The organism is Cupriavidus numazuensis (assembly GCF_905397435.1).
GTDB classification, from domain to species: domain Bacteria; phylum Pseudomonadota; class Gammaproteobacteria; order Burkholderiales; family Burkholderiaceae; genus Cupriavidus; species Cupriavidus numazuensis.
In genome coordinates, this window is record NZ_CAJPVI010000011.1 from 1 (window position 1) to 22,519 (window position 22,519).

Consider the following 22,519-nt stretch of genomic DNA (forward strand, 5'->3'; position numbering starts at 1 on the left):
CCATCCACTCCTTGAACTCCGCCGGATAGCGTTTCATCTCCAAACCGCTTCCGCCCCCCATTGTCCTTCATCGAAAGGCGGCGAGGCGACAACTATCCTGACATGGAGGGCTCGGACAAAAAGTAACTCGCCGGCTACGCCGGCGAAACAGCGGCGCCCGCCAAGAACCACAACCCCACAATTCGTCGAAGAACCAAATTTAAGGCGGGCGAGGTTGGTTATCACCCTTGCCGGAGTGACATGGTGGTGACCGGGTGTTGTCCGAAATGATCTCATTCCGGACAAACTACCGAGGTAGCTTTCCCAGTACATTTTGAGCACTCGGCTTCCCTCCGGACAGCCTGAGTATTTCCCTTGCATGAGTCGGCGCCCGCTCCTCCCCAGGAGCGGGCATTTTTTTATTCTTCAGGGAACAGGTGGGATGAGGGGGCGGATAGCGCCGGGGCGTTGTGCCTGGCCTGGCGCCATTGAGTCGCCGGCTTGGCCGGCGAGCGCGGTGTGCGGGTGGCGCGCGTCTTTACGCAGCCTTGAGAAACCTCACCACTGCATCGGCGAACGCTTGCGGCAGCTCCCAGTTCGACAGGTGTGCTGCGTCGAGCGACAGGTACTCCGCACCCGGCACGGCCTGCGCGACTTCACGGCCTTGTGCGGGCGTGGTAGCGGCATCCTGCTCGCCGGCGATGACGAGCACGCTGGCGTCGATCTGCGGCAGGATGGCGCGCAGGTCGGCATCGCGCACGGCGGCGCAGTTGGCCGTATAGCCCGCGGGATCGCAGCCGAGCAGCATGTCGCGCACCGGCTCCATGGCCTGCGCGTGCGACGCGCGGTAGGACGGCGTGAACCAGCGCTCCAGCACGCCGGGAACAATGGCCGCCATGCCGTCGCGAAGCACGGTCGCGATGCGGTTGTCCCACACCGAGGCGGGGCCGATCAGCGCCGCGGTATTGGCCAGCACGAAGCGATCGAAGCGGTCGGCATGATGCCGCGCCAACCACATGCCGGTCATGCCGCCCATCGATAGCCCACAGAACTGTGCGCGTTCGACGCCGGCATCGTCCATCACCGCGATCACGTCCGAACCAAGCTCCGCCATGCCGAACGCTTGCGGCGGCACCGACGAGCGGCCATGGCCGCGCGTGTCGTAGCGCAGCACGCGGAAATGCTTGAGCAGCGCCGGCATCTGCGGGTCCCACATCTGCAGCGTGGTGCCCAGCGAGTTGGACATGACCAGCACCGGCGCGCCGACGGCGCCTTCGATCGTGTAGTGGATGGAAACGCCGGCGTTGTTGGCCGTGCCGGTGCGGACAGGATGAGCGGATTGGGTCATGTCAGGCTGCCCGCCGCAGCGGGCAAGGTTGGATCAGTCGGCGTGGATGCCGCGCTGGCGGATCAGCGCGCCCCACTTCTCGGTTTCCTTTGCCAGGTGGTCGCGCAGCACGGCCGGCGAGCTGCCGATGGGCTCGGCGCCAATCAGCGCAAGGCGCTTCTGCACGGCCGGCTTGCGCAGCGCTTCGAGCATCGCGCGGTTCAGCGTGTCGATCACGGGCTGCGGCGTCTTCGCCGGCACGAACGTCGCGAACCACGGCGACAGTTCATAGCCGGGCAGTCCGGCCTCGGCCACGGTCGGCACGTTGGGCAGTGCGCTGGAGCGCTTGGCGGTCGTCACGGCAATCGGCGTCAGCTTGCCCGAATCGATCTGCGGCTTGGCCGACGTGATGCTGTCGAACATGTAGTCGACCTGTCCGCCCAGCAGGTCGGTCATGGCCGGGCCGCTGCCCTTGTACGGGATGTGCAGCATGTCCACGCCGGCCATCGACGCGAACAGTTCCCCCGCCAGGTGGATCGACGTGCCATTGCCGGCCGACGCATAGGTGTACTTGCCCGGCGATGCTTTTGCGTGGGCGATCACGTCCTTGACGGTGGTCTCCTGACGGCGCGCCTTGTTGGCGACGAGCACGTTCGGCACGACGGCCAGCAGCGATACCGGCGCGAAATCCTTGATCGGGTCATACGACAGCTTGCCGTAAAGCGCCGGATTCACGGCCATGCCATTGGCGACGATGATCAGCGTATAGCCGTCGGCCGGCGAACGCGCCACCAGTTCGGCGCCGATGTTGCCGCCCGCGCCGGGGCGGTTCTCGACCACGATCGACTGGCCCAGCGTGCGCGACATGTCTTCGCCCAGCGTGCGCGCGATGTTGTCCATCGCGCCGCCCGACGGGAACGGCACGATCCAGCGGATCGGGTGGTCAGGATAGGCCGCGTGCGCGGCCGGTGCGGCGAAAGAAAGGCCTGCGGCCAGCGCAAGCGCGCCTGTGCGGCTGACACCTGCCAGCCGCTGGAACAACGTCTTCATAGTCTCCTCTCTGCTTTCCCGCGCGCTGCGGGCTGTTTTTGTCGCGTGCCGCGCTTCAGCGGATCGACGACGGATGCTTTGCCAGCGGGGTCACGTGGATCTTCATGTACGGGAACAACGGCAGTCCCGACAGCAGCGTGTGCAGCTCGTCGTGCGAACCCACGTCGAAGATGCTGTAGTTGGCGTACTCGCCCACCACGCGGTAAAGCTGCTGCCACTTGCCTTCGTGCTGAAGCTGCTGGGCATACGCCTTCTCGCGTGCCTTGATGTCATCGGCTTGCGCAGCGGGCATATCGTGCGGCAGGTTCACATCCATCCGGACCAGGTAAAGCATGGTGTTCCTCTTGGCTAATCAGATCAGTTCTTTAAGCGCGGTCGCGACGGTAGTGCGCGAGCTTGTCTTCGTCGAGCGCGAGGCCCAGCCCCGGGCCTTCGGGCAGGTGCAGGCTGAAATCGCGATATTCGGGCCGCTGCACGACTACATCGTCCTTGAGCAGCAGCGGACCGAACAACTCCGTGCCCCACGCAAGCTGCGGCAGTGTGCAAAAGCCGTGCGCGGCAGCGATGGTCCCTACGCTGCCTTCCAGCATCGTGCCGCCGTACAGCGCGATACCAGCAGCATCGCCAACCGCTGCCGTGCGCAGCATGCCGAAGATGCCGCCCGATTTCGCGATCTTCAGCGCGAACACATCGGCACCGCCGATGCGCGCGAGTTCCATGGCATCTTCGGGGCCGCATACCGCTTCATCCGCCATGATCGGCACGACGAAGCGCGCCGCCAGACGGGCCAGCGCCGTACGTTGCTCGCGCGGCGTGGGTTGCTCGATCAGGTCGATGCCAGCGGCTTCGAGCATGGCGATGCCACCCGCGGCATCGGCCTCGTTCCACGCCTGATTGATATCGACCGTCACGCGTGCGCGGTCACCCAGTGCGCGCTTGATCGCCGATACATGGGCCACGTCATCGCGCACACTGCGCCGGCCGATCTTGAGCTTGAATGTGTTGTGACGACGCTCCGCCAGCAGGCGCTCGGCTTCGTCAATGTCCTTCGCGGTATCGCCGCTGGCCAGCGTCCACAGTACCGGCAGCGTGTTGCGCACGGCGCCGCCGAGCAGCGTCGCGAGCGGCACGCCGAGGCGCTTGCCCTGCGCATCGAGCAGCGCGGTTTCTAGCGCCGACTTGGCGAAGCGATTGCCGCGCGCGATCTTGTTCAGTCGCGCCATGGCGGCGTGGACATTGGTAGCGTCTTCACCAGCCAGTGCAGGCGCGAGGTAGGTGTCGATCGTCAGCTTGATGCCTTCGGGGCTTTCATCGCCATATGACAGGCCGCCGATGGTGGTGGCCTCGCCAATGCCCTCGATGCCGTCGCTGCAGCGCAGCCGCACGATCACCAGCGTCTGCTGCTGCATGGTGGCCATGGCCAGTTGATGGGCCCGGATGGTGGGCAGGTCGACCAGAATGGCTTCGACTGAAGTAATCGTGGCTGTCATACCTTTGTGCTGCGGAGAAGGATTGTTGGCGAAGTATGAATCTTGACGCGAGCCGCGTCCAAGACCGATCATGTCTCAATCAATACCCTACAGGTATGCCAATGGAACTCCGACACCTGCGCTATTTCCAGGTTGTGGCCCAGGAACTCAATGTCACGCGTGCCGCCGAGCGGCTGCATATGGCGCAACCGCCGCTTTCACGCCAGATCCGGCAGTTGGAGGATGAAGTCGGCGTGGCCTTGTTCGACCGCGTGGGACGCGGGTTGCGGCTGACCGAAGCGGGCCGTTTCCTGCTGGAACAGACGACGCAGCTCACGCAGCGGCTAGAGGAAACCATCGAAAGCACGCGCCGCATCGGCCGGCAGGACAAGCGCTGGTTCGGCATCGGCTTCGTGCCGTCGGTGCTGTATGGGGTGCTGCCGGAGCTGATCCGCGAACTGCGCGGCTCGGAGCAGCAGGTAGAGGTCGGGCTGGCCGAGATGATTACTGTCGAGCAGGTCGAGGCACTGAAATCCGGTCGTATCGACCTGGGTTTTGGCCGCATTGCGATCAACGACCCCGCCATCCGCCAGGAGGTGGTGATGGCCGAACCGCTGGTGGCCGCGCTGCCGGCCAGCCAGCCGGTGCCAGCGCTTGCCGCGCTGACACCGCAGGGGCTGGCCACGCGCCCGTTCATTCTGTACCCGGCGCGTCCTCGGCCGAGCTATGCCGACCACCTGCTGTCGCTGTTCCGCGCGCAGGGTCTGCAGCTGCGTGTGGCGCAGGAAGCCAACGAACTGCAGACCGCGCTGGGGCTGGTGGCGGCTGGCGTGGGAATCACGCTGGTGCCGGCGTCGATACAACGCCTGCATCGCGATGATGTCCGCTACTGCCCGATCGATGCGCCGGGGTTCGTGTCCCCGGTCATCATGAGCTATCGGGTTGGTGACAGCTCTCAGTTCCTGGCCCAGGCGGTAGCCTGGGTCATGCGTCAAGGGCAGTAGGGATTGACTGGACCAGAATCAGGGAGTCAGGCCTGTGAGCGGCGCTGGCGCACGAGGCGGTTCGCCACGCTGATCACCGCCTGCACTGACGCTTCGACGATGTTGTGGCTCATGCCGACACCGAAGCTGGCGCCGGGCACGCCTTCCAGCGCGGCTTCGACGATGGCCATTGCCTGCGCATCGGCACCGGCGCCGGTGGCGCGCTCTTCGTAGGCGTCAATGCGCATGCGCAGGTCGAGCGCATGAACTGCGGCTGCGATGGGGCCATTGCCCTTGCCGTGCAGTGTCTTGCGCACGCCGTCGACCGTCACGTCGAGCGCAATGCCCTCCCCGCTCTCGTCGAGCTTGTAGGCGTGGTAGACGATGCCCTGGCCCGATGCATCGGCCGAGAGATACGTCTCCCCGAACAGCTTCCAGAGTTCCGGCCCGCTGATCTCGGTTTCGCTCGCGTCGGTAGCCCTTTGCACGACCGCGCTGAACTCCACCTGCATGCGGCGCGGCATCACCACGCCGTGCTCGCGTTCGAGCATGAATGCAATGCCGCCCTTGCCCGACTGGCTGTTCACGCGGATCACGCTGTCATACGTGCGGCCGAGGTCGGCCGGGTCGATGGGCAAGTAAGGCACTTCCCACACACCGTTCGGATCCTGCGCGGCGAAGCCCTTCTTGATCGCATCCTGGTGCGAGCCCGAGAACGCCGTGAAGACGAGGTCGCCCGCATACGGGTGGCGCGGATGCACGGGGATCGACGTCGCTTCTTCGGCAATCCGGGCCACGGCGTTGATGTCGGAGAAATCGAGGCCCGGATGCACGCCCTGCGTGTACATATTCATGGCGAGCGTGACGATGTCCACGTTGCCGCAGCGCTCGCCATTGCCAAACAAACAGCCTTCGACGCGGTCGGCGCCAGCCATCATGGCAAGCTCTGCGGCGGCCACGCCAGTGCCGCGGTCGTTATGCGGGTGCACGGACAGCACAATATGCTCGCGCGGCACGAGACGGCGGTGCATCCACTCGATCTGGTCGGCGAAGATGTTGGGCGTCGCGTTTTCGACGGTCGTCGGCAGGTTGATGATCACGCGGCGGTCCGCACTCGCTCCCCAGGCCTCGATGGCCGTATGGCAAGCCTCCAGCGACACCTCGAGCTCGGCCGCGCTGAACGTCTCAGGGGAATACTGCAACGTCCACTTGGTTTCAGGGTGCTGGTCGGTCAGCGTCTTCAGGTAGTCGATGTGATGGTGCACGAGCGACATCACTTCGGGCACGCTCATGTCGAACACGATGCGGCGCCAGGCCGGCGCCACCGCGTTGTAGACGTGGACGATGGCCTTGCTCGCGCCCTTCAACGCTTCAACGGTGCGGTCGATCAGTTCCTCGCGCGACTGCGTGATGACCATGATGGTCACGTCGTCGGGAATGAGGTTTTCATCGATCAGCTTGCGGATGAAGTCGAAATCGGTCTGCGACGCCGACGGGAAGCCGACTTCGATTTCCTTGAAGCCGATACGCACGAGTTCCTGGAACAGACGCATCTTGCGCTCGCCGTTCATCGGCTCGAACAACGCCTGGTTGCCGTCACGCAGGTCAGTCGAAAGCCACACGGGCGCAGTGGTAATCGCGCGGTTTGGCCAGGTGCGATCGGTGAGGCCGACGGGCGGGAACGGTTGGTACTTGGCGGAGGGCTGGGCAATCATCATGGTCCACGAATCCGGGTGCCGGACGGACCGCTCAGGGGCCGTGCCGGTAGTCAATCAGGCAAATGCAATGTGACTTCCCCTGCAGCCCCTCGCAATTGCGAAGGCTGGTTCGTGGGCCGGGATCAGGGGGAAATCAGGAGGCGCGCTGCGAATCGTTCGATTCAGGCGCCGGAGAGCTTAGGCAAGCAGATCCCGGCCGAGCACTAGGGCTAGGCGGCGCAGGGATAGGGAGGTGAGGCGCTTGCAAGACATGCGGACGATTCTAGCAGAGGCTTTGCGAAAACGTGAACGAAAATTTGCAGTGCCGCGAATCTGCCGGCACTGCGTCAACCCCCGTCAGCGCCGGTCAACGCCAGCCGATAGCCCCCGCCGTCTCGACACGGAACGTGCCCGCATCCGCGACCAGCCGCGACGCCTGTTCCTGCAGGCTCTGGGCTGCCGCGGCAGCCTGCTCGACCAAGGCCGCATTCTGCTGCGTGGCCTGGTCCATCTGCGCGACTGCCTGGTTGACCTGCTCGATGCCGGTGGACTGCTCGTCGCTGGCCTCGGCGATTTCCTCGATCAGCGTGGTCACCTGACGTACCGCCGTGACGATGCTGTCCATCGCCTCGCCAGCCTGCGCCACGCGCCCGGTACCGGCTTCCACCTGCTGCAGCGACGACGAGATCAGTTCGCGGATCTCCTTGGCCGCACCGGACGAGCGCTGCGCAAGCGTGCGCACCTCCCCCGCCACGACCGCAAATCCGCGTCCCTGTTCGCCGGCACGCGCCGCTTCCACAGCGGCGTTCAGCGCAAGGATATTGGTCTGGAACGCGATGCCTTCCACTGCGCCGATGATGTCGGCCATGCGCGTCGCCGCGGTCGAGATGCCCTGCATGACCTCCACCACGCCGCGCACCGTCGCCGCGCCGTTGTCGGCCACGCCCATCGCGTCCTGCGCCTGCTTGCGCGCGGCGCGTGCATTGCCCGCGTTCTGCGTGACGGTCGACGTCAGTTCCTCCATCGAGGCCGCGGTCTCCTGCAGCGAAGCGGCCTGCTGCTCGGTGCGCTGGGACAGGTCGGTATTGCCCTGTGCGATTTCGTGCGCGGCGCTGTCGACAGAGCCCGACGCGACCTGGATGTTCACGACCAGCGTGCGCAGTTGCGCGAACGCGCGTTCCAGCGCCTGCATCATCTCGCCGATCTCGTCGTTGCTGGTCGCCGTGACGGGATAGGACAAATCGCCCTGCGCGAGTGCCTGGGCCGCCTTCACGGCATCAGCCACCGGCCGCGTGACCGAGCGCGTGATGCGCACCGCCGACACCACGGCTGCAAGCACCGCGATCGCCAGCACGCTGAGCAGCCACACCTTCGCCGAACGGTAGGCCTCGTTCGCCTCCGCGGATTCCTTCGCGCTGACGGTCTTGCCCACTTCCATCAGTGCATCCAGCGGTGCGAAGTAGCTCGCTTGCGCGGCGGACAGTTCGCCGTTGAGTTCCGCGCGCGCCTTCTCCGCATCGCCGGCACGCACGCCGTCGATCACGATCGCCACGCGCGACCAGTAGCGCGTATCGGCCGCCGCCAGGTCCTTGTAGAGCGCCTTGCCCTTGTCGGTGTAGAAGATGTTCGCCATGCCGCGAATCTTCTCTTCGTTGACGGCTCGCAGCTCTGCGATCCTGGCCGCGCCCTTTTCCACCTTGGTCGCGTCCGGCGCCAGCGCCAGGTCGCGAAGGATGATGGCCGTATGGGCCGCGCGATCCTTCAGTCCATGGAACTCGAGAATCTTGTTGTTCAGGTCCGATACGATGAGTTGCGTATTGGCGTCCATGGTGGCCATTTTCTGCAAGGCCACCACAGCAATCACCAGCAACATGATCACACTGAGCGAAAACGCCGCCGCCAGCCGCGTGCCAATGCGCACGCGCTTGAACGAATTCAACATACTGAAAATCCCTCCACATCAACCGTATCTGCATCTGTCGCGGCGGATGCCGGAGGCATCCGCCCGCCCGTGACTTCAGACCACGGCAGCCGCATCGCACCCGGATAGGGTGCTGGCATTCAGGCGGCTCTCATTCGTGGACACCAGGGTGTTGGCCTTCGCGTTATCGTCAGGTGTCAGGCGTTCTGAAGCACGACGATGAGCGACAAGGATGAAAGTGATGTATGGGTTGCGCGAGATGGCAATCCGGCGCTTTCATTCAAGCCCGCTTCATCACGGCTGCCCTCCTCGCAGCGCATCCATCTGCTGATAGAAGGCATTCACCTGAGCCTGCGCCGATTCGCGCATCCCACGGTTGCGCGCGCTCAGCATGGCGTCGTCCTCGCTCGCACCGGCCTCGCCGACCTTGCGCGAGGCGTCTTGCACGAACTTGCACAATGGATACCGGCGCTGCCCGAAGGCTTGCAATGTGTGATCGAGCTCGCCCGGCGTCGCGAGCATGTCGGCCAGCAGCACGGCATCCTCGAGTGCCATCGCGCCGCCCTGCCCCATGAACGGCGTCGACGCGTGCGCCGCATCGCCGATGATGAGCACGCGGCCCTTGTGCCACGGCAGTGGTGCAGCGACCTCTTCCACGGCGGTGTAGAGCACTTCCGAATCATCGCCCAGCGCTTCGAGGAACTGGCGCGCGGGGCCGCCGAATTCGGCGAAGCGCTCCTGCATCATGCGCGGCCAGTTTTCGCGCGGATACCAGCTTCCCGCCGGTTCCGCGACAGTGCCGAACAGGTACAGGCTGTCATCGCTGATCGGCATGATGCCGAGGCGTTTGCCCTTGCCCATCATCATGATCTTCGCGTCGAGTTCCGCTGGTCTCGCATGCACGCTGCGCCAGACCCCAAGGCCCGTGTACCGCGGCGCAAGTGCCCCGGCCACCAGGCCGCGGAGATCGGAACGGATGCCGTCGGCTCCCACGACCAAGCCGTAGCGCGCCTGCGTCCCGTCCGACAGTGCAACCGTTACCGCTGCGGAATCGCCTTCGTCGATATGGTGCACAGTCGTGCCGAGCCGCACGTCGACATCGAGCGCTCGGATGCGTGCCGCCAGCACCTGATGCATGGCCGCGCGGCGGATACCCACGATCGGTGGAATGCACGCGTGGCGCGACGGATAGAATGTATCGACAATGCCGGCGCCAGCCTGGTCCAGATAGACGTTGCGGCCATCGGCAATGGAATACCCTGCATCGAGAATGCCGTCCAGGACGCCGAGGCGTTCCAGCGCCGCCAGGCCATTGTGGTAAATGAAGATGCCGGAACTCTGGAAACGCCAGGCCTCCTGCTTCTCGACCAGCGTGACGCCGATACCCTGTTGTGCCAGTGCAATCGCCGTTGCGCAACCGGCGATGCCGCCGCCGACGACCAGTACGCTTTCCACCTGCTTCATCGTGATGTTTCCCCTGCGCGGCGACATGCCGCGTTCATGCGCCGATTGTTGTGCGGCGCAGGGGACGCGCTCAACCTCCGAAACACCGGATTGCAGAACCGTTCGTCCGGAATTTCCGCAAGGGGATCAAATCTCGCTCAGGCCGCTGGCATAGCCCCGTCGCGGCACTGGCGCTGGTACTGGCTGGCCGACACGCCCATCCAGCGCCGGAAGCTGCGGTCGAAGGCCTTGTCGGAGCCATAACCGGTGGCGGCTGCCACATCGGCGATCCTCGCATGCGGCTGACGCAGCAGTTCTGCAGCCAGGTTCATGCGATGCGCGGCCAGGTATTGCATCGGCGCCATGCCGACCAGGTGGCGGAAGCGCTCGCAGAACACCGTACGCGACATCAGCGCCACGCTGGCGAGCGCGGCCACGGTCCAGGCCTGTTGCGGCGCCTCGTGCATGCGCGCCATTGCCCGTGCGATGCCGGGGTCGTCGAGCCCGCTGGGCCCGGGGCGTTGCGCGGGCGGCACCGTGTCGAGGTACTGGCCGAGGATATGCACGAGCAGCAGGTCCCCAAGCCGAGACGCCGACAGGCGCCAGCCAGGGCGCTGGGCGAGCGAATCGCGGACGATCGACTCCATTGCCGCCGCGAGCGACATTGCCACCGGCGACTCATCGGCACGCAGGACGATCAGCGGCGGCAGTTCGCCGGGCATTGTCGCCGCGTCTGACAGCGGCAACCACAGGTGCAGCGCGTACAGCAACGTGGCTGGCTGCGCGTCCTCCGGACCATAGGCCAGTTCGATCGGGTGGTCGCCGTGGCGGCCGACCATATGGTCCGCGACCAACTCGCCAAGCGGCCGCACCGTGACACGCGGCCACGCTTGCGCGGACAGCGTATGCGGCGTCCCGCGCGGCAGCATGGCGATGTCGTTTTCCCGGACCTCAACCGGCTCCGCGCCGTCGGTACGGATCCAGTACGGATCGCCCTTGCACAGGCGGATCAGCGCGCCTTCGGTGCCGGCCGAGCGTAGCGCCCAGTCGCCGCGCAACGTGAAGGCGGCCGTGACGGCACGGTCGGCCTTGCAGGTTGCGAGCACCTGGCTGACCACATCTTGATGTCCGGCGTTCATGGGTGGCACGGCTGCTTGCATGGGCGGCGGACGGGGGCACCAGTATTCCGCGCCATATTGCGTCAGCCCAGCGCGGACAGCGCAATACGCGCCGCGCTGGCGATGGTTTCATTGCTCCACTTCGCATCCGGCGCGGCTTGCGTGAAGTAGATGGCAACCACGACCGGCGCCCCCGCCGGTGGCCACAACACGGCGATGTCGTTGGTGGTGCCATAGTCGCCGCTGCCGGTCTTGTCGCCGATCTGCCAACCTGCGGGCATTCCTGCCTGGATGCGCGCTGCGCCGGTCGTATTGCCGCGCAGCCACGCCTGCAATTGGTTGCGCTGTACAGCGGGCAAGGCGCTGTCGAGCGCGAGCGCCTGCAGGCTGGCCGCCATGGCGGCAGGCGTCGACGTATCGCGCGGATCGCCGGGAATGGCGGTATTCAGTTCGGTTTCCCAGCGGTCGAGCCGGAAGGTCTGGTCGCCGATGGCGCGGGCGAACGCAGTCACGGCTGCGGGGCCGCCGAGACGGTGCATCAACAGGTTCGCGGCGCCGTTGTCGCTGTACTGGATTGCAGCGGCGCACAACTGGGCAACTGTCATGCCGTCCGCGACATGCTTCTCTGAAATGGGGGAATAGGCCACCAGGTCCTGTCGCGTGTAGCGGACATGCTGATCGAGCAAGCCAGGCGTGCTGCCGCTGCGCTGCAGGACAGCGCCGGCGAGTATCACCTTGAACGTGCTGCAGAACGGGAACCGTTCTTCTGCACGATGCCTCACCTGGCGGCCGTCGCCGGTGTGGCGTGCGAACACGCCAAGGCGGCCGCCGGCACTGCGCTCCAGCGCGGCCAGTCTCGCTTCGGCGTCGGGCGTGCTGGAGCGCGCAGAGCTGGCGCAAGCAGAGGCAAACGGCGCCGCGGCGGCGGCCAGGAGCAAGGTACGGCGGGTTCTTGATGGGAGCATGGGTAGCGACGGTGAATGTCAGCCGGACATTCTAACTGTCTGCCTGCTCGCCAGCTTCTACGTTCGCCGCTTGCATGTCGGCCGCCTCATCTCGCCCCACGGCGGCCCATGGGCCACCCCGTGTGCGCGGATCCACCGGCAATTGCCGCTGGATGGCTGCCTTGGCCAGCATGTGCGCGCTGATCGGTGCGGTCAGGAACAGGAAGGCCGTCACCAGCAGTTCGTGCACGCTGCCCCCCTCCCCCTGGCAACTGAAATAGACCACCGATGCCACCACCACGCCGCCCACGCCCAGCGTGGTCGATTTGGTCGGCCCGTGCAACCGCATGAAGACGTCCGGCAGCCGGAACAGGCCGATGGCACCGACCAGCGTGAACAGGCTGCCTGTCAGCAGCAGTACGCAGACGGCTAGTTCGGCGATAGCGCTCATCGGAACATCGACGCTCGCGGGCATGGCTAGTACTCGATGATGTCGCCGCGCTGCAGGTACTTGGTCAGCGCGACGGTGCCGACGAAGCCCGTCACCGCGATCAGCAGCGCCGCCTCGAAGAACATCGCCGAACGCAGGCTGATGCCGAGCACGACGATCACTGCGATGGCATTGATATTGAGCGTGTCCAGCGCGACGATGCGGTCCACGAGCGCGGGGCCGCGCACCAGGCGCACGAAAGTCAGCAGGAACGCCAGGCCCAGGATTGCCAGGCAGACCGGTATCACGATGGCAAGCACAGGAAGATCTCCTTCAATGGCACTTCATAGCGTGATTTGATGCGTTCGACCAGAGCGGCTTCATCGTCGAGGTCCAGCACGTGCACCAGCAGGCTGCGGCGATCGTCACTGAGTTCCGCGCACAGCGTGCCGGGACTCAGCGAGACGATGCTGATCAGCGCCGTGGTGGCGAGTTCATGCTCGACATCGAGCGGCACGACGATGAACGCGGGCCGCAGCCGTGCCGTGCGTCCAAGCACGAGGATCGCGACTTCCACATTGGCGACCACGATGTCGATCAGCACATGAACGGCCAACCGCAGCATCCTGTCGGGGCGCGAGAGCCGGAATGGCCCGAGCACCAGCCACAGGTCCGCGAGCCGTCCCAGCCCCCAGCCAAGGAATGCGCCGAGCAGCCAGTGTGCCGGCGCCACGCTGTTGGACAGCATCAGCCACATCAGCAACAGGATCAGGCTTAGCCATGGATGCGGAAACTGGCGCGCAAGCATTGCGTTACCTCTCCGATTCTGCCGGAACGCCTGCCGGCAGCACGGCGCGAAAGTAAGCGGCACGATCCTGGAGTTGCGTTGCCGCCTGTCCGACATAGGCGCTTACCGGCGCGGCGAATGCCGTCAGCAGGACGTTGCAGGCCAGCAGGAACGCGCTGCAGGCAAGCTTGCGGCCTTCAGGACGTGACCGGACGCGCGCTGGCACGGCCGCATCCTGCGACGGGTGGCTGCCATCGTGCGGCAGGCGCCACAGCAGCCGCGTGCCGGTGCGCGACGCTGCGACCAGCAACACCAGTCCGGATACCAGGATGGCAGGCCAGTAGACGATGACACTGTCGGTCGGTACCGCGCGCAGGATCATGACCTTGCCGAGGAAGCCCGACAGCGGCGGCAGACCCACCGCCACCACCGCGCCGGTCAGATAAAGCAGACCAGCAAGCCGCGTGCCGGCCACCATCGACGCCTGCCCGTTCGCATGCGCGGGCTCCAGCGCGTCGGCCAGCAGGAACAGCGCCGCCGTGCATAGTGTCGTGCTAAGCAGGTAGTACAGGGCAGCGGCCCAGGCAGCCGGCGTCTGCATGGCCACGGCAATGCCGAGCAGTCCAACGGAGGCGAGCACAAGGTAGCTGGTGAGCGCACGCAGGCCGGTGGCTGCCAGTGCGCCGATGGCCCCCACCGCCAGCGTCGCCAGCGCCAGCACTGGCAACCATGTCTGCATGAATGGCGCGAGTATTCCTTGCCCGGCGCCGAAGACCAGTGCGTCACAGCGCAGGATCGCGTACAGGCCGACTTTTGTCATCACCGCGAACAGCGCGGCCACCGGCCCCGCGGTCTCCGCATAAGCACGCGGCAGCCAGAAGTACAACGGAAAGAAGGCAGCCTTGAGTCCGAACACCAGCATCAGCATGACACCCGCCGTCACCGCCAGCGGCAGATCTGCGGCCGGCAGGCCCTGCAAACGCAAGCCCATATGCGCCAGGTTCAGGGTTCCGGTCAGCCCGTACAGCATGCCGATGGCGACGAGAAAGAACGACGATGCCACCAGGTTCAGCAGCACGTAGTGCAGCCCCGCACCGATCCGTTCGCGCCCTGCGCCGTGGATCAGCAGCGCATACGAGGCGATCAGCAGGATCTCGAAGAACACGAAGAGATTGAACAGGTCGCCGGCCAGGAACGCACCGTTCAGTCCCATGAGCTGGAACTGGAACAAGGCGTGGAAATGGCGGCCCGCGCGCACGAGTTCCGGACCTGCTGCCGCGAGGGCCGCCGGTGCCAGCAGCGCGGTCAGCGCCAGCATCATCGCGCCAAGACGGTCGAGCTGCACGACAATGCCGAACGGTGCCTGCCAGTTGCCGAGCGCGTAGACGGCAATGTTGCCTCCTGCGGCTTGATCCACCAGCAGCGCGGCAACCGGCACCAGCAGCAGCGTGGCCGCCATGCACACCAAGCGCTGCGCGCGCAGCCGGTGCATCGGCATGGCGGTCAGCAGCGCACCGGCGAACATTGGCACAAGGATGGGAAGCAGCAGGACGTGAGTCACGGACGATCCTCCGTCGCTTGCGCATCGCGCTCGCCTGCGGCATCGACATGGTCGCTGCCTGTCAGGCCCAGCGAGCGCAGCGACAGCACCACGGCGAATGCCGTCATGCCGAACGCGATGACGATTGCGGTCAGCACCAGTGCCTGCGGCAGCGGGTCGGCATAACTGGCGCCCGACGCGATGACCGGTGGCTTGCCAATCGAAAGCCGGCCCATGCCGAGCAGGAACAGGCTGACCGCATACGACAGCAGCGTGAGACCGAGCACGACGGTGAACGTACGCGCCCGCAGCAGCAGGTAGATGCCGCTAGCGCCGAGCACGCCGATCGCGCCGGCATAGAGCGCCGCCATCATGCGCCCCCCTTGCCCTGCCGCGGCCGCCCGAATGCCGCCGGCGTGTTGCGCACGCCCAGGTGCGAGACGATCAGCAGCGTGGTGCCCGTCACCGTGCCGTACACGCCAAGGTCGAAGATCATCGCCGTCGCGAGTTCGATTTCGCCGAGTCCGGGCACGTGGTAATGCCCGAATGCGGTGGTCAGGAACGGAAAGCCGAACGCGAGGCTGCCAAGGCCGGTGAGCCCGGCAATCAGGATGCCGATACCGGCCAACGCACGGTAGTCCGGGGCGATGCGCGCCTCGGTCCAGCGCACGCCGCTGGCCACGTACTGGAGCAGCAGCGCGACCGATGTGATCAGTGCCGCAATAAAGCCGCCGCCCGGCAGGTTGTGCCCGCGCAGCAGCAGGAACACGGACACCAGCAGCGTTAGCGGAAGCATCAACCGCGCGAGCATGGCCAGCAGCAGCGGATGCCGCTGTGCCGACCATGCCTTCCCGTCGGGACCGGCCTCCGGCATCGGCAGGCGCATGCCGCGCAATAGCGCCTGCACAGCCAGTCCGGCAATCAGCAGCACGCAGATTTCGCCCATGGTGTCGAAGCCGCGAAAATCCACGAGCAGCACGTTGACCACGTTGTGGCCGCCGCCGCCCGGCACGGCGTTTTCGACGTAGAAGCCCGATACCGGATCATAAGGCCGCGTCATCACCGCGTAGGCGCAAGCGGCGAGCATGCCGCCGCCGCCCAGTGCCAGCAAGATGTCTCGCACCTGCCGTGCCGGCGCTGCGGGCATGGTTGGCTCCGGCGGCAGGTAGAACAGCGCCAGCACCAGCAGCAGCACGGTGACCACCTCGACCGAAATCTGCGTGAGGGCCAGGTCGGGCGCGGAAAAGCGCGTGAACAGCAGCGATACCAGCAGGCCGCAGGTGCTCAGGAACACCAGCGCCGCCACACGCTGGCGCCGGGCTACGACTACCGCCACAGCGCACAACGCCAGCAAGCCGAGGTAAGCCGCGCCCATCGGGTCGATCGTTCCATCGGAGGTCGTCCCGGCAAGCGCGTCCAGATCAGCGAGGAATACCGCTGGCACGGCCAGCAGCGCGGCCAGCATCCACGCCATGTAGCGCTGGAGCGAACCGTTCTCCATGCGCTGCGTCAGCGCGCGGGCCAGCCGCTCCAGCGCGGCAATGCCCGCTTCGAACGAACGTCGCGCACTCAGCGGTTCGATTGCCTGCTGCCAGCGTCGCAAGGCATCGCGCCGCAGGAAGAACAGCGCCGCGCCGCCAGCCATTGAAACCAGGCTCATGAGCAGCGGCAGGTTGAAGCCGTGCCACAGGTGCAGGCTGTAGTCGGGCAGCGGCGCGCGCAGCGTGGCCAGCGCGGTGGTTGCAAGCAGGTCGCCGACCGTATAGCCCGGCGCCAGGCCCACCACCAGGCAGATCACCACCAGCAGTTCGACCGGCAGCTTCATGAAGCGCGGCGGTTCGTGCGGCGGATAGTTCGGTATATCGGGGCGCGCGCCGCCAAAGAACACGCCGTAGATGAAGCGCAGCGAATAGGCCATGGTCATGGCACCGGCCACCGTGGCGGCTGCCGGAATCACCCAGTTGAAATCCCCGAGCAGGCCCTGCGCCAGCGTCTCGCCAAAGAACATCTCCTTGCTCAGGAAGCCGTTGAACAGCGGCACGCCGGCCATGGACAGCGAGGCCACCACGGCCAGCAGCGCGGTATGCGGCATGTAGCGCGCCAGCCCGTGCAGGCGGTCCAGGTCGCGCGTGCCGGTTTCATGGTCGATGATGCCGGCGGCCATGAACAGCGACGCCTTGAACACGGCGTGGTTGATGATGTGGAACAGCGCGGCGACGGTACTCAGTTGCGTGTCGAGGCCGAACAGCAGCGTGATCAGGCCGAGATGGCTGATGGTCGAATACGCGAGCAGGCCCTTCAGGTCGCGTTGCAGCAGCGCCATTGCCGCGCCCATGATCAGCGTGACGAGGCCTGTCATGCTGACGAGGTAGAACCAGGCGTTGGTGCCGTCCAGCACCGGATACAGCCGCGCCAGCAGGAACACGCCTGCCTTCACCATCGTGGCCGAGTGCAGGTAGGCCGAAACTGGCGTCGGCGCCGCCATGGCGTGTGGCAGCCAGAAGCTGAACGGAAACTGGGCGGATTTGGTGAACACGGCCAGCAGCACCAGCACCAGCATCGGCAGGTACAACGGATGGCGCTGCACGCTGCCGGCCTGCGCCAGCACGTCGCTCAACTCCAGGCTGCCGCAGATGCGCCCGAGCAGCAACACCGCCACCAGCAGCGCGAGCCCGCCGCCACCCGTGACCGTGAGCGCCATGCGCGCGCCCTGTCGCGCATCCTCGCGCCAGGACCAGAAGCCGATCAGCAGGAAGGACAGAATGCTGGTCAGTTCCCACGAGATCACCAACAGCAACAGATTGTCGGCGAGCACCACGCCAAGCATGGCGGCCATGAACAGCAACAGCAGGCAAAAGAAGCGCACGGCCGACGCATTACGCGGCAGGTAGTAGCGTGCATACAGCACCACGAGCAGGCCCACGCCGATGACCAGCAGCGCGAACAGGAAAGACAGCCCGTCCAGCCGCAGGCTGAGGTTCAGGCCGATCTCGGGCAGCCAGTTGACGCGCCAGGCGAGCGCCTGGTCGGGGTGGTCGAACACCGCTTCGCGTGCACTGAACAGCAGTACAAGCGCCGCCAGCGGAAAGCCGATGATGATCGGTGCAACGAGCTGTTCGGCACGCTTGCCCGCCAGCCATGTCAGGACAGCGGCAATCAGTGGCAGCGCGATCAGCAGGACCATCACTACAGTCATAGCCTGACACCTGTTGACCCGAACGGGTCACGAATCCGGTCACGAATGGGCAGCTCCGCCACCGGTGTGTGAGCCATACTGCCCTCGCCCAGCCTGAATTGTGCCCGCGTGGGCCGGCAAACGGCCCCCATCCGCGCACGACGCGAAAAAATTCACTACCACGCAAAAGATTCTGAATACGCAATGTCTGCAACGGGGCCGAAGGTGCGTAGTAATCTTGCGTAACCATTACAAAACGGCCTTCTGGCACGCGGATGAATCGTCCCATGTTCCTGCTGATGTCGGTGGCGCTGGCAAGCGTCGCGGCGCTGGTCCCGGTTGTGGTCAGCGTTCGCGTCGCCGAGCAGGAGGCGGACCGGCGCGAACAGGAACACCTGCTGGCCTTTGCGCGGGCCGCGGTGCAGCGCATCGAGCGCGTCATGACGGACGCCATCGAGGGCATCCAGGAAATGGAAGCGCAGACCGATCCGCCGTGTTCGCCGGGAAACCTGCTCGCCCTGCGGCGCGTTGCTTTTACCCACCGCTATGTCAAGGATGCCGGCCGGCGCGTCGGCAACACGCGGCTGTGTTCGGCTTTGCTCGGCGATGCCTATGGCCGCGGACTGACGCTGCCCGAGCCGGACTGGCAGGGCCTGGACGGTCTGGAATACTGGTTCTCGGTGCGCAACCCGTTCGCGGCGCCCCGCCCCGAACTGCTGGTCGGCCGCAGCGGCCACTACGTCTCGCTGGACCCGCAGTCCATGGTGGATGTGGTCGACCTCGAGCGGCGCGACCTGGCGGCCGTGAGCCTCGGCACAGGACGTCTGGTGGCGGCCAAAGCCGGCACAGACCCGGTGGAGATGGAGCGCCAGTACGCCAATCCCTCGGCCCGGGACGGCAGCCACTACTACGCCGTGGTTCGCTCGGCGAGCATGCCGTTCGCGGTGGTCACCCGGGCACCGCGGGGCCGACTGGTTTCCAACTGGCCGCTGCTGCTGGGCCTGTGCATCTTGACGGGGCTTGCGATCGGCACCGCGGCCGGCGCGCTGACGCTGCGCCTGGTTTCACACAGGTTCTCGCTGGAATGGGCGCTGCGCAATGCAGTCAAGCGCCGCCAGATCAGCGTCCATTACCAGCCGATCATCGCGCTGGCAGACCAACGCTGCGTCGGCGCGGAGGCCTTGCTGCGCTGGCAGCATAACGGCGAGATGGTATCTCCGGAACTGCTGCTGTCGGTGGCCGGGCGTGCGGGACTGATGGCACAGATTACGGACCAGGTGCTGGACAACGTCCTGCAGGATATCGGCGACTGGCTGCGCAGCCATCCCGACTTCTATGTTTCCGTCAACGTCGACGTGCAGGACCTGAAGACGCGCCGCTTTTTCGACGTGCTGGAGGCGCGCCTTCCTGGCACGGGCATTGGCGCACGGCAGATCCGTATCGAGATCACCGAGCACGCCTTCCTCGAGGCCGAAGCCGCCCGGGGCATCATCCAGGCCTTCCGCGATGCCGGCCACCCTGTCTATATCGACGACTTCGGCACGGGGTACTCGAGCTTGTCCTACCTGCAGAACTTCAAGGTCGACGCGCTGAAGATCGACAAGTCGTTTACCGACACGATCGGGCGCGATGCGGCGTCGAGCACGGTGGCGCCGCACATCATCAACATGGCGCATGAACTCGGTTTTGAAGTCGTGGCCGAAGGCGTCGAACATGAAGCGCAGGCGCGCTACCTGAAAGAACGCGGCGCGCAGTACGCGCAGGGCTGGCTGTATTCGCGCGCCTTGCCGGCCGATGCGCTGGTGCGCTTCCTCGAAGCATGGCATCCCGTCCCGGAAGCGGCATGAACACGTGCCGGCCGTGGCATGTCCCACTGTTCCATCTTTGGGACATTCTTAACGGCGATTTGAAAACTTTAACTTCGTGGGTGGACGCGCCACGGCGACAATGCCGGGGAAACTGGAAAACTAAATTAAGTACTATCCAGAAGCCCGTATTGCCCAGCATCCGGCCCTTCGCGACCGGCAACGAGGACCGAACATGCAAAAAGCGCCAGCCCGATTGATTCGTCGCTTCCCATCGCCCCGGCCGCTCGTTGCCGGGCTGGCCGTAGCAGCCGCGTCCATGGGCACCGCCCACGCGACCGAAGGCGGCCTGGGCCGTCCGGTCACCGGCACCAGCGTGCTGCCCAATGCCGGCATCGTGGCGCCCGAGCCGATCACCGTGGTCAACGTCGGCGAGATCTACCTGAACGGATCGATCGGCGGCGGCCGGCAGGTGCCGGTTGTCGGCCAGACCTCGATTGGCATCGACGCGGAGATCGCCTTCACGCTGGCCACGATCATGAAGGTCTGGGACACGGGCCCGGGTGCCTGGAATTTCGCATCCAGCTTCACGCTGCCCTATGTGTGGACACAGGTCGGCGCCACGTTTTCAGCCGGCCGGCTGCAGGGACGTACGGAAGACCGCGCCTCGAACCTGTTCGACATCACGTTCACGCCGGTGATCGCCGGCTATCACTTTTCCCAGACGGCCCATATGGCGCTGAGCCTGAACATCTGGGCACCGACCGGGCAGTATGACAAGAACGCGCTGGCCAACCCGAGCCTGAACAACTGGACTTTCATCCCGCAGGTGGCCTTCACCAAGCTGATGCCCGAACACGGCCTCGAATTCGATGCGGTGGCCGGCATCCAGTTCTATACGCGCAACAACGCCACCGACTACCAGAACGCGCCGCTCTTCACCCTCGACGCCATGGTGCTCAAGCGCTTCGCCAATGGCTTCGGCGCCGGCATTGTCGCCGGCACCACGCAGCAGCTCGGCGACGACAGCGGTCCGACCGCCGACCGGCTCAACGGCTTCCGCGGGCACGACTGGGCCCTGGGCCCGATCGTCACCTACGACACCAAGGTGGGCGCCAAGAGCAAGCTGTCGCTGGGCCTGCGCTGGGTGCCGACCGTGGCCAGCAAGAACCGCATCGACAGCACGAAGACCTTCATGGGGACGGCAACGCTGGTCTTCTGAGATCGGGGCGAAGATCGGCCGAGCCGGCCCGAAGGCGCCCTGCTCCTGTGTATCCTTGAGGTCTGGCGGGCCGGCGTATCCGCGCCGGCCCGCCGGCCATTTGAGGATCCGAGGAGACACCGATGAGCGACGCGCTTTGCTTACTGTCCGCCGTCGAACTACAGGGCCGTATCCGGCGCAAGGAAGTATCGCCGGTGGAAGTGGTCCAGGCCGTGCTGAAACGTGCCGACCGGCTGCAGCCCGAGCTGAACTGCATGATCACCGTGTGCGCCGACGAGGCGCTGGCAGCCGCCCGTGCCGCCGAGCAGGCGGTGATGGACGGCGGACCGCTGGGTCCATTACACGGCATTCCCTTCACCGCGAAGGACATCGTCAATACCCGCGGCGTCCGCACGACGTTTGGCACCGTGCCGATGCGCGACAACGTGCCCACCGAGGACGCCGTGGCCGTCAGCCGCCTGCGTGGACAAGGCGCCATCCTCATCGGCAAGACCACCACGCCCGAATTCGGCTCCAAGTGCCTGACCGACTCGCCGCTGTTCGGGCGCACCCGCAATGCGTGGAGCGCAGAACGTACCAGTGGCGGTTCGAGCGGCGGCGCCGCGGTGGCCGTGGCTGCCGGCATCGCGCCACTGGCGGTCGCCACCGATGGCGGCGGCTCGACGCGCATCCCGGCCGCGTGCAATGGCGTGGTCGGCATCAAGCAGACGCAGGGCGTGATCCCGCACAGCCAGGCGCAGGACCTGTTCGGCAACCAGACCTATGTGACACCGACCACGCGTACCGTGGCGGACACCGGGCTGATGATGCAGGCCATGGCCGGCGAGCACCCGTGCGACCCGTGGTCGATCGGCATCGCACGTCCCGACTATGTCGAAGCCGCACTGCCGCGCGGCGACCTGCGTGGCCAGCGCATTCTCTATTGCCTGGCACCGCCGGGACGGCCGGTTGCCGCTGACGTGGCCAGTGCGTTCGAAGCGAGCCTGCAGAAGCTGGCCGGGCTTGGCGCGGAACTGGAGCCGTTTTCCGGCGAGGGCTTCGACGTGGAGCCGATCTGGCGCGCGATCAACCACACCGTCTGGCGCTCGCGCTTTGCCGACATCGTCGCCAGGCATGGCGGCGACCTCAGTCCGACCTTCGTCCGCCAGGTCGAGTCGGCCGCGCAGTTCAGCGGTGTCGAGTACCAGCAGGCCATGTTCGAGCGATCCAGACTGTTCCTGCGCGTGCAGGCGCTGCTGCAGCGCGGCCACCTGCTCGCGATGCCGACGCTGACGCGCACCGCCCTGCCGATCGGCCAGGACCTGTTCGGCACGATCGACATCGATGGTACGCCCTACGAGAACGTCCGCGCGCACTGGTTCCCGTGGACCATGCCGTTCAACATGACGGGGCATCCCGCCATCAGCCTGCCCTGCGGTTTTGGCCAGGACGGATTGCCGATCGGGTTCCAGCTCGTGGGCCAGTTCCGCGGCGATGCGGAACTGCTGCGCGTGGCGGCGCTGTTCGAAGCCGCACATGGGTTGACCGGCCAGTGGCCGGCGCTGTCCTGACCGTCCCTCCCCTACTCTTCGCAAGCAAGCCTTAGCCATGACCCAAGTCTCACGCCGCAAGTTCTCGCTGTCCCTGCTC

General features: G+C 65.9%; 19 protein-coding genes. 4 read left to right on the forward strand and 15 right to left on the reverse strand.

The window, feature by feature from the left end:
- Positions 1-517: 517 nt before the first annotated feature.
- The 4 genes from pcaD to KHO41_RS10605 are packed head-to-tail and all read right to left on the reverse strand — an operon-like array spanning position 518 to position 3,846.
- On the reverse strand, positions 518-1,327 hold the full coding sequence (gene pcaD, locus KHO41_RS10590; protein ID WP_211953244.1) for a 3-oxoadipate enol-lactonase: 810 nt from the start codon (positions 1,325-1,327) through the stop codon (positions 518-520).
- Between the two features lie 33 nt (positions 1,328-1,360).
- A complete protein-coding gene (locus tag KHO41_RS10595) occupies positions 1,361-2,356 on the reverse strand; it encodes a tripartite tricarboxylate transporter substrate binding protein (RefSeq protein WP_211953245.1) in 996 nt (331 codons plus the stop codon).
- Positions 2,357-2,411: 55 nt separating this feature from the next.
- Positions 2,412-2,690 (reverse strand): muconolactone Delta-isomerase, encoded by a 279-nt coding sequence (gene catC / locus KHO41_RS10600; protein WP_011297853.1) that lies wholly within the window; start codon positions 2,688-2,690, stop codon positions 2,412-2,414.
- Positions 2,691-2,721: 31 nt separating this feature from the next.
- Positions 2,722-3,846: a muconate/chloromuconate family cycloisomerase gene (locus KHO41_RS10605; protein WP_211953246.1), complete on the reverse strand. Its 1,125-nt coding sequence runs from the start codon at positions 3,844-3,846 to the stop codon at positions 2,722-2,724.
- A gap of 101 nt (positions 3,847-3,947) precedes the next feature.
- Here KHO41_RS10605 and KHO41_RS10610 point away from each other — a divergent pair, with 101 nt between their 5' ends.
- Positions 3,948-4,829, forward strand: a complete 882-nt coding sequence (locus KHO41_RS10610) for a LysR family transcriptional regulator (RefSeq protein WP_211953247.1) — start codon at positions 3,948-3,950, stop codon at positions 4,827-4,829.
- 26 nt (positions 4,830-4,855) lie between these two features.
- On the opposite strand, the gene leuA is transcribed toward KHO41_RS10610, so the two are convergent.
- The 11 genes from leuA to KHO41_RS10665 all read right to left on the reverse strand — a co-directional run bounded on the left by leuA (position 4,856) and on the right by KHO41_RS10665 (position 17,884).
- Complete coding sequence (gene leuA / locus KHO41_RS10615) at positions 4,856-6,523, reverse strand: 2-isopropylmalate synthase (protein ID WP_211953381.1); 1,668 nt, start codon at positions 6,521-6,523, stop codon at positions 4,856-4,858.
- 349 nt (positions 6,524-6,872) lie between these two features.
- Positions 6,873-8,447: a methyl-accepting chemotaxis protein gene (locus KHO41_RS10620; RefSeq protein WP_211953248.1), complete on the reverse strand. Its 1,575-nt coding sequence runs from the start codon at positions 8,445-8,447 to the stop codon at positions 6,873-6,875.
- A 273-nt stretch (positions 8,448-8,720) separates the two neighbouring features.
- A complete protein-coding gene (locus KHO41_RS10625; protein WP_211953249.1) occupies positions 8,721-9,890 on the reverse strand; it encodes an FAD-dependent oxidoreductase in 1,170 nt (389 codons plus the stop codon).
- Positions 9,891-10,027: 137 nt separating this feature from the next.
- Positions 10,028-11,008 (reverse strand): AraC family transcriptional regulator, encoded by a 981-nt coding sequence (locus tag KHO41_RS10630; RefSeq protein WP_211953250.1) that lies wholly within the window; start codon positions 11,006-11,008, stop codon positions 10,028-10,030.
- 62 nt (positions 11,009-11,070) lie between these two features.
- Positions 11,071-11,952: a class A beta-lactamase gene (gene bla / locus KHO41_RS10635; protein ID WP_211953251.1), complete on the reverse strand. Its 882-nt coding sequence runs from the start codon at positions 11,950-11,952 to the stop codon at positions 11,071-11,073.
- A 31-nt stretch (positions 11,953-11,983) separates the two neighbouring features.
- Positions 11,984-12,406 carry a Na+/H+ antiporter subunit G gene (locus KHO41_RS10640; RefSeq protein ID WP_211953252.1) on the reverse strand — a complete coding sequence of 141 codons (423 nt, stop codon included), beginning with the start codon at positions 12,404-12,406 and terminating at the stop codon, positions 11,984-11,986.
- A gap of 2 nt (positions 12,407-12,408) precedes the next feature.
- On the reverse strand, positions 12,409-12,681 hold the full coding sequence (locus KHO41_RS10645) for a K+/H+ antiporter subunit F (protein ID WP_211953253.1): 273 nt from the start codon (positions 12,679-12,681) through the stop codon (positions 12,409-12,411).
- Positions 12,666-13,169, reverse strand: a complete 504-nt coding sequence (locus KHO41_RS10650) for a Na+/H+ antiporter subunit E (RefSeq protein ID WP_211953254.1) — start codon at positions 13,167-13,169, stop codon at positions 12,666-12,668. The genes KHO41_RS10645 and KHO41_RS10650 overlap by 16 nt, the downstream gene beginning before the upstream one ends.
- Positions 13,170-13,173: 4 nt before the next feature.
- Positions 13,174-14,709: a monovalent cation/H+ antiporter subunit D gene (locus tag KHO41_RS10655; RefSeq protein WP_211953255.1), complete on the reverse strand. Its 1,536-nt coding sequence runs from the start codon at positions 14,707-14,709 to the stop codon at positions 13,174-13,176.
- Positions 14,706-15,059, reverse strand: a complete 354-nt coding sequence (locus KHO41_RS10660; RefSeq protein ID WP_211953382.1) for a Na+/H+ antiporter subunit C — start codon at positions 15,057-15,059, stop codon at positions 14,706-14,708. Before KHO41_RS10660 ends, KHO41_RS10655 begins: the two co-directional genes overlap by 4 nt.
- Positions 15,059-17,884 (reverse strand): monovalent cation/H+ antiporter subunit A, encoded by a 2,826-nt coding sequence (locus tag KHO41_RS10665; RefSeq protein WP_211953256.1) that lies wholly within the window; start codon positions 17,882-17,884, stop codon positions 15,059-15,061. Before KHO41_RS10665 ends, KHO41_RS10660 begins: the two co-directional genes overlap by 1 nt.
- A gap of 254 nt (positions 17,885-18,138) precedes the next feature.
- Between KHO41_RS10665 and KHO41_RS10670 the strand changes: the two genes are divergently transcribed.
- From KHO41_RS10670 to KHO41_RS10680, 3 genes are all read left to right on the forward strand, one after another.
- Complete coding sequence (locus KHO41_RS10670) at positions 18,139-19,710, forward strand: EAL domain-containing protein (RefSeq protein WP_211953257.1); 1,572 nt, start codon at positions 18,139-18,141, stop codon at positions 19,708-19,710.
- Positions 19,711-19,987: 277 nt separating this feature from the next.
- Complete coding sequence (locus KHO41_RS10675) at positions 19,988-20,890, forward strand: SphA family protein (protein ID WP_244873785.1); 903 nt, start codon at positions 19,988-19,990, stop codon at positions 20,888-20,890.
- A gap of 122 nt (positions 20,891-21,012) precedes the next feature.
- Positions 21,013-22,440, forward strand: coding sequence for an amidase (locus tag KHO41_RS10680; protein ID WP_211953259.1), 1,428 nt, complete (start codon positions 21,013-21,015; stop codon positions 22,438-22,440).
- The last annotated feature ends 79 nt before the right edge of the window (positions 22,441-22,519 follow it).

Excerpts from the sequence above, each read along its gene's own strand:
- KHO41_RS10670 (WP_211953257.1), top strand. The coding sequence starts at position 18,139 with ATGAATCGTCCCATGTTCCTGCTGATGTCGGTGGCGCTGGCAAGCGTC.
- KHO41_RS10675 (WP_244873785.1), top strand. The coding sequence starts at position 19,988 with ATGGGCACCGCCCACGCGACCGAAGGCGGCCTGGGCCGTCCGGTCACC.
- KHO41_RS10665 (WP_211953256.1), bottom strand. The coding sequence starts at position 17,884 with ATGACTGTAGTGATGGTCCTGCTGATCGCGCTGCCACTGATTGCCGCT.
- leuA (WP_211953381.1), bottom strand. The coding sequence starts at position 6,523 with ATGATTGCCCAGCCCTCCGCCAAGTACCAACCGTTCCCGCCCGTCGGC.
- KHO41_RS10660 (WP_211953382.1), bottom strand. The coding sequence starts at position 15,059 with ATGGCGGCGCTCTATGCCGGCGCGATCGGCGTGCTCGGCGCTAGCGGC.
- pcaD (WP_211953244.1), bottom strand. The coding sequence starts at position 1,327 with ATGACCCAATCCGCTCATCCTGTCCGCACCGGCACGGCCAACAACGCC.
- KHO41_RS10650 (WP_211953254.1), bottom strand. The coding sequence starts at position 13,169 with ATGCTTGCGCGCCAGTTTCCGCATCCATGGCTAAGCCTGATCCTGTTG.
- KHO41_RS10610 (WP_211953247.1), top strand. The coding sequence starts at position 3,948 with ATGGAACTCCGACACCTGCGCTATTTCCAGGTTGTGGCCCAGGAACTC.
- KHO41_RS10620 (WP_211953248.1), bottom strand. The coding sequence starts at position 8,447 with ATGTTGAATTCGTTCAAGCGCGTGCGCATTGGCACGCGGCTGGCGGCG.
- KHO41_RS10680 (WP_211953259.1), top strand. The coding sequence starts at position 21,013 with ATGAGCGACGCGCTTTGCTTACTGTCCGCCGTCGAACTACAGGGCCGT.
- KHO41_RS10630 (WP_211953250.1), bottom strand. The coding sequence starts at position 11,008 with ATGAACGCCGGACATCAAGATGTGGTCAGCCAGGTGCTCGCAACCTGC.
- KHO41_RS10595 (WP_211953245.1), bottom strand. The coding sequence starts at position 2,356 with ATGAAGACGTTGTTCCAGCGGCTGGCAGGTGTCAGCCGCACAGGCGCG.
- KHO41_RS10625 (WP_211953249.1), bottom strand. The coding sequence starts at position 9,890 with ATGAAGCAGGTGGAAAGCGTACTGGTCGTCGGCGGCGGCATCGCCGGT.
- bla (WP_211953251.1), bottom strand. The coding sequence starts at position 11,952 with ATGCTCCCATCAAGAACCCGCCGTACCTTGCTCCTGGCCGCCGCCGCG.
- KHO41_RS10605 (WP_211953246.1), bottom strand. The coding sequence starts at position 3,846 with ATGACAGCCACGATTACTTCAGTCGAAGCCATTCTGGTCGACCTGCCC.
- catC (WP_011297853.1), bottom strand. The coding sequence starts at position 2,690 with ATGCTTTACCTGGTCCGGATGGATGTGAACCTGCCGCACGATATGCCC.
- KHO41_RS10640 (WP_211953252.1), bottom strand. The coding sequence starts at position 12,406 with ATGCCCGCGAGCGTCGATGTTCCGATGAGCGCTATCGCCGAACTAGCC.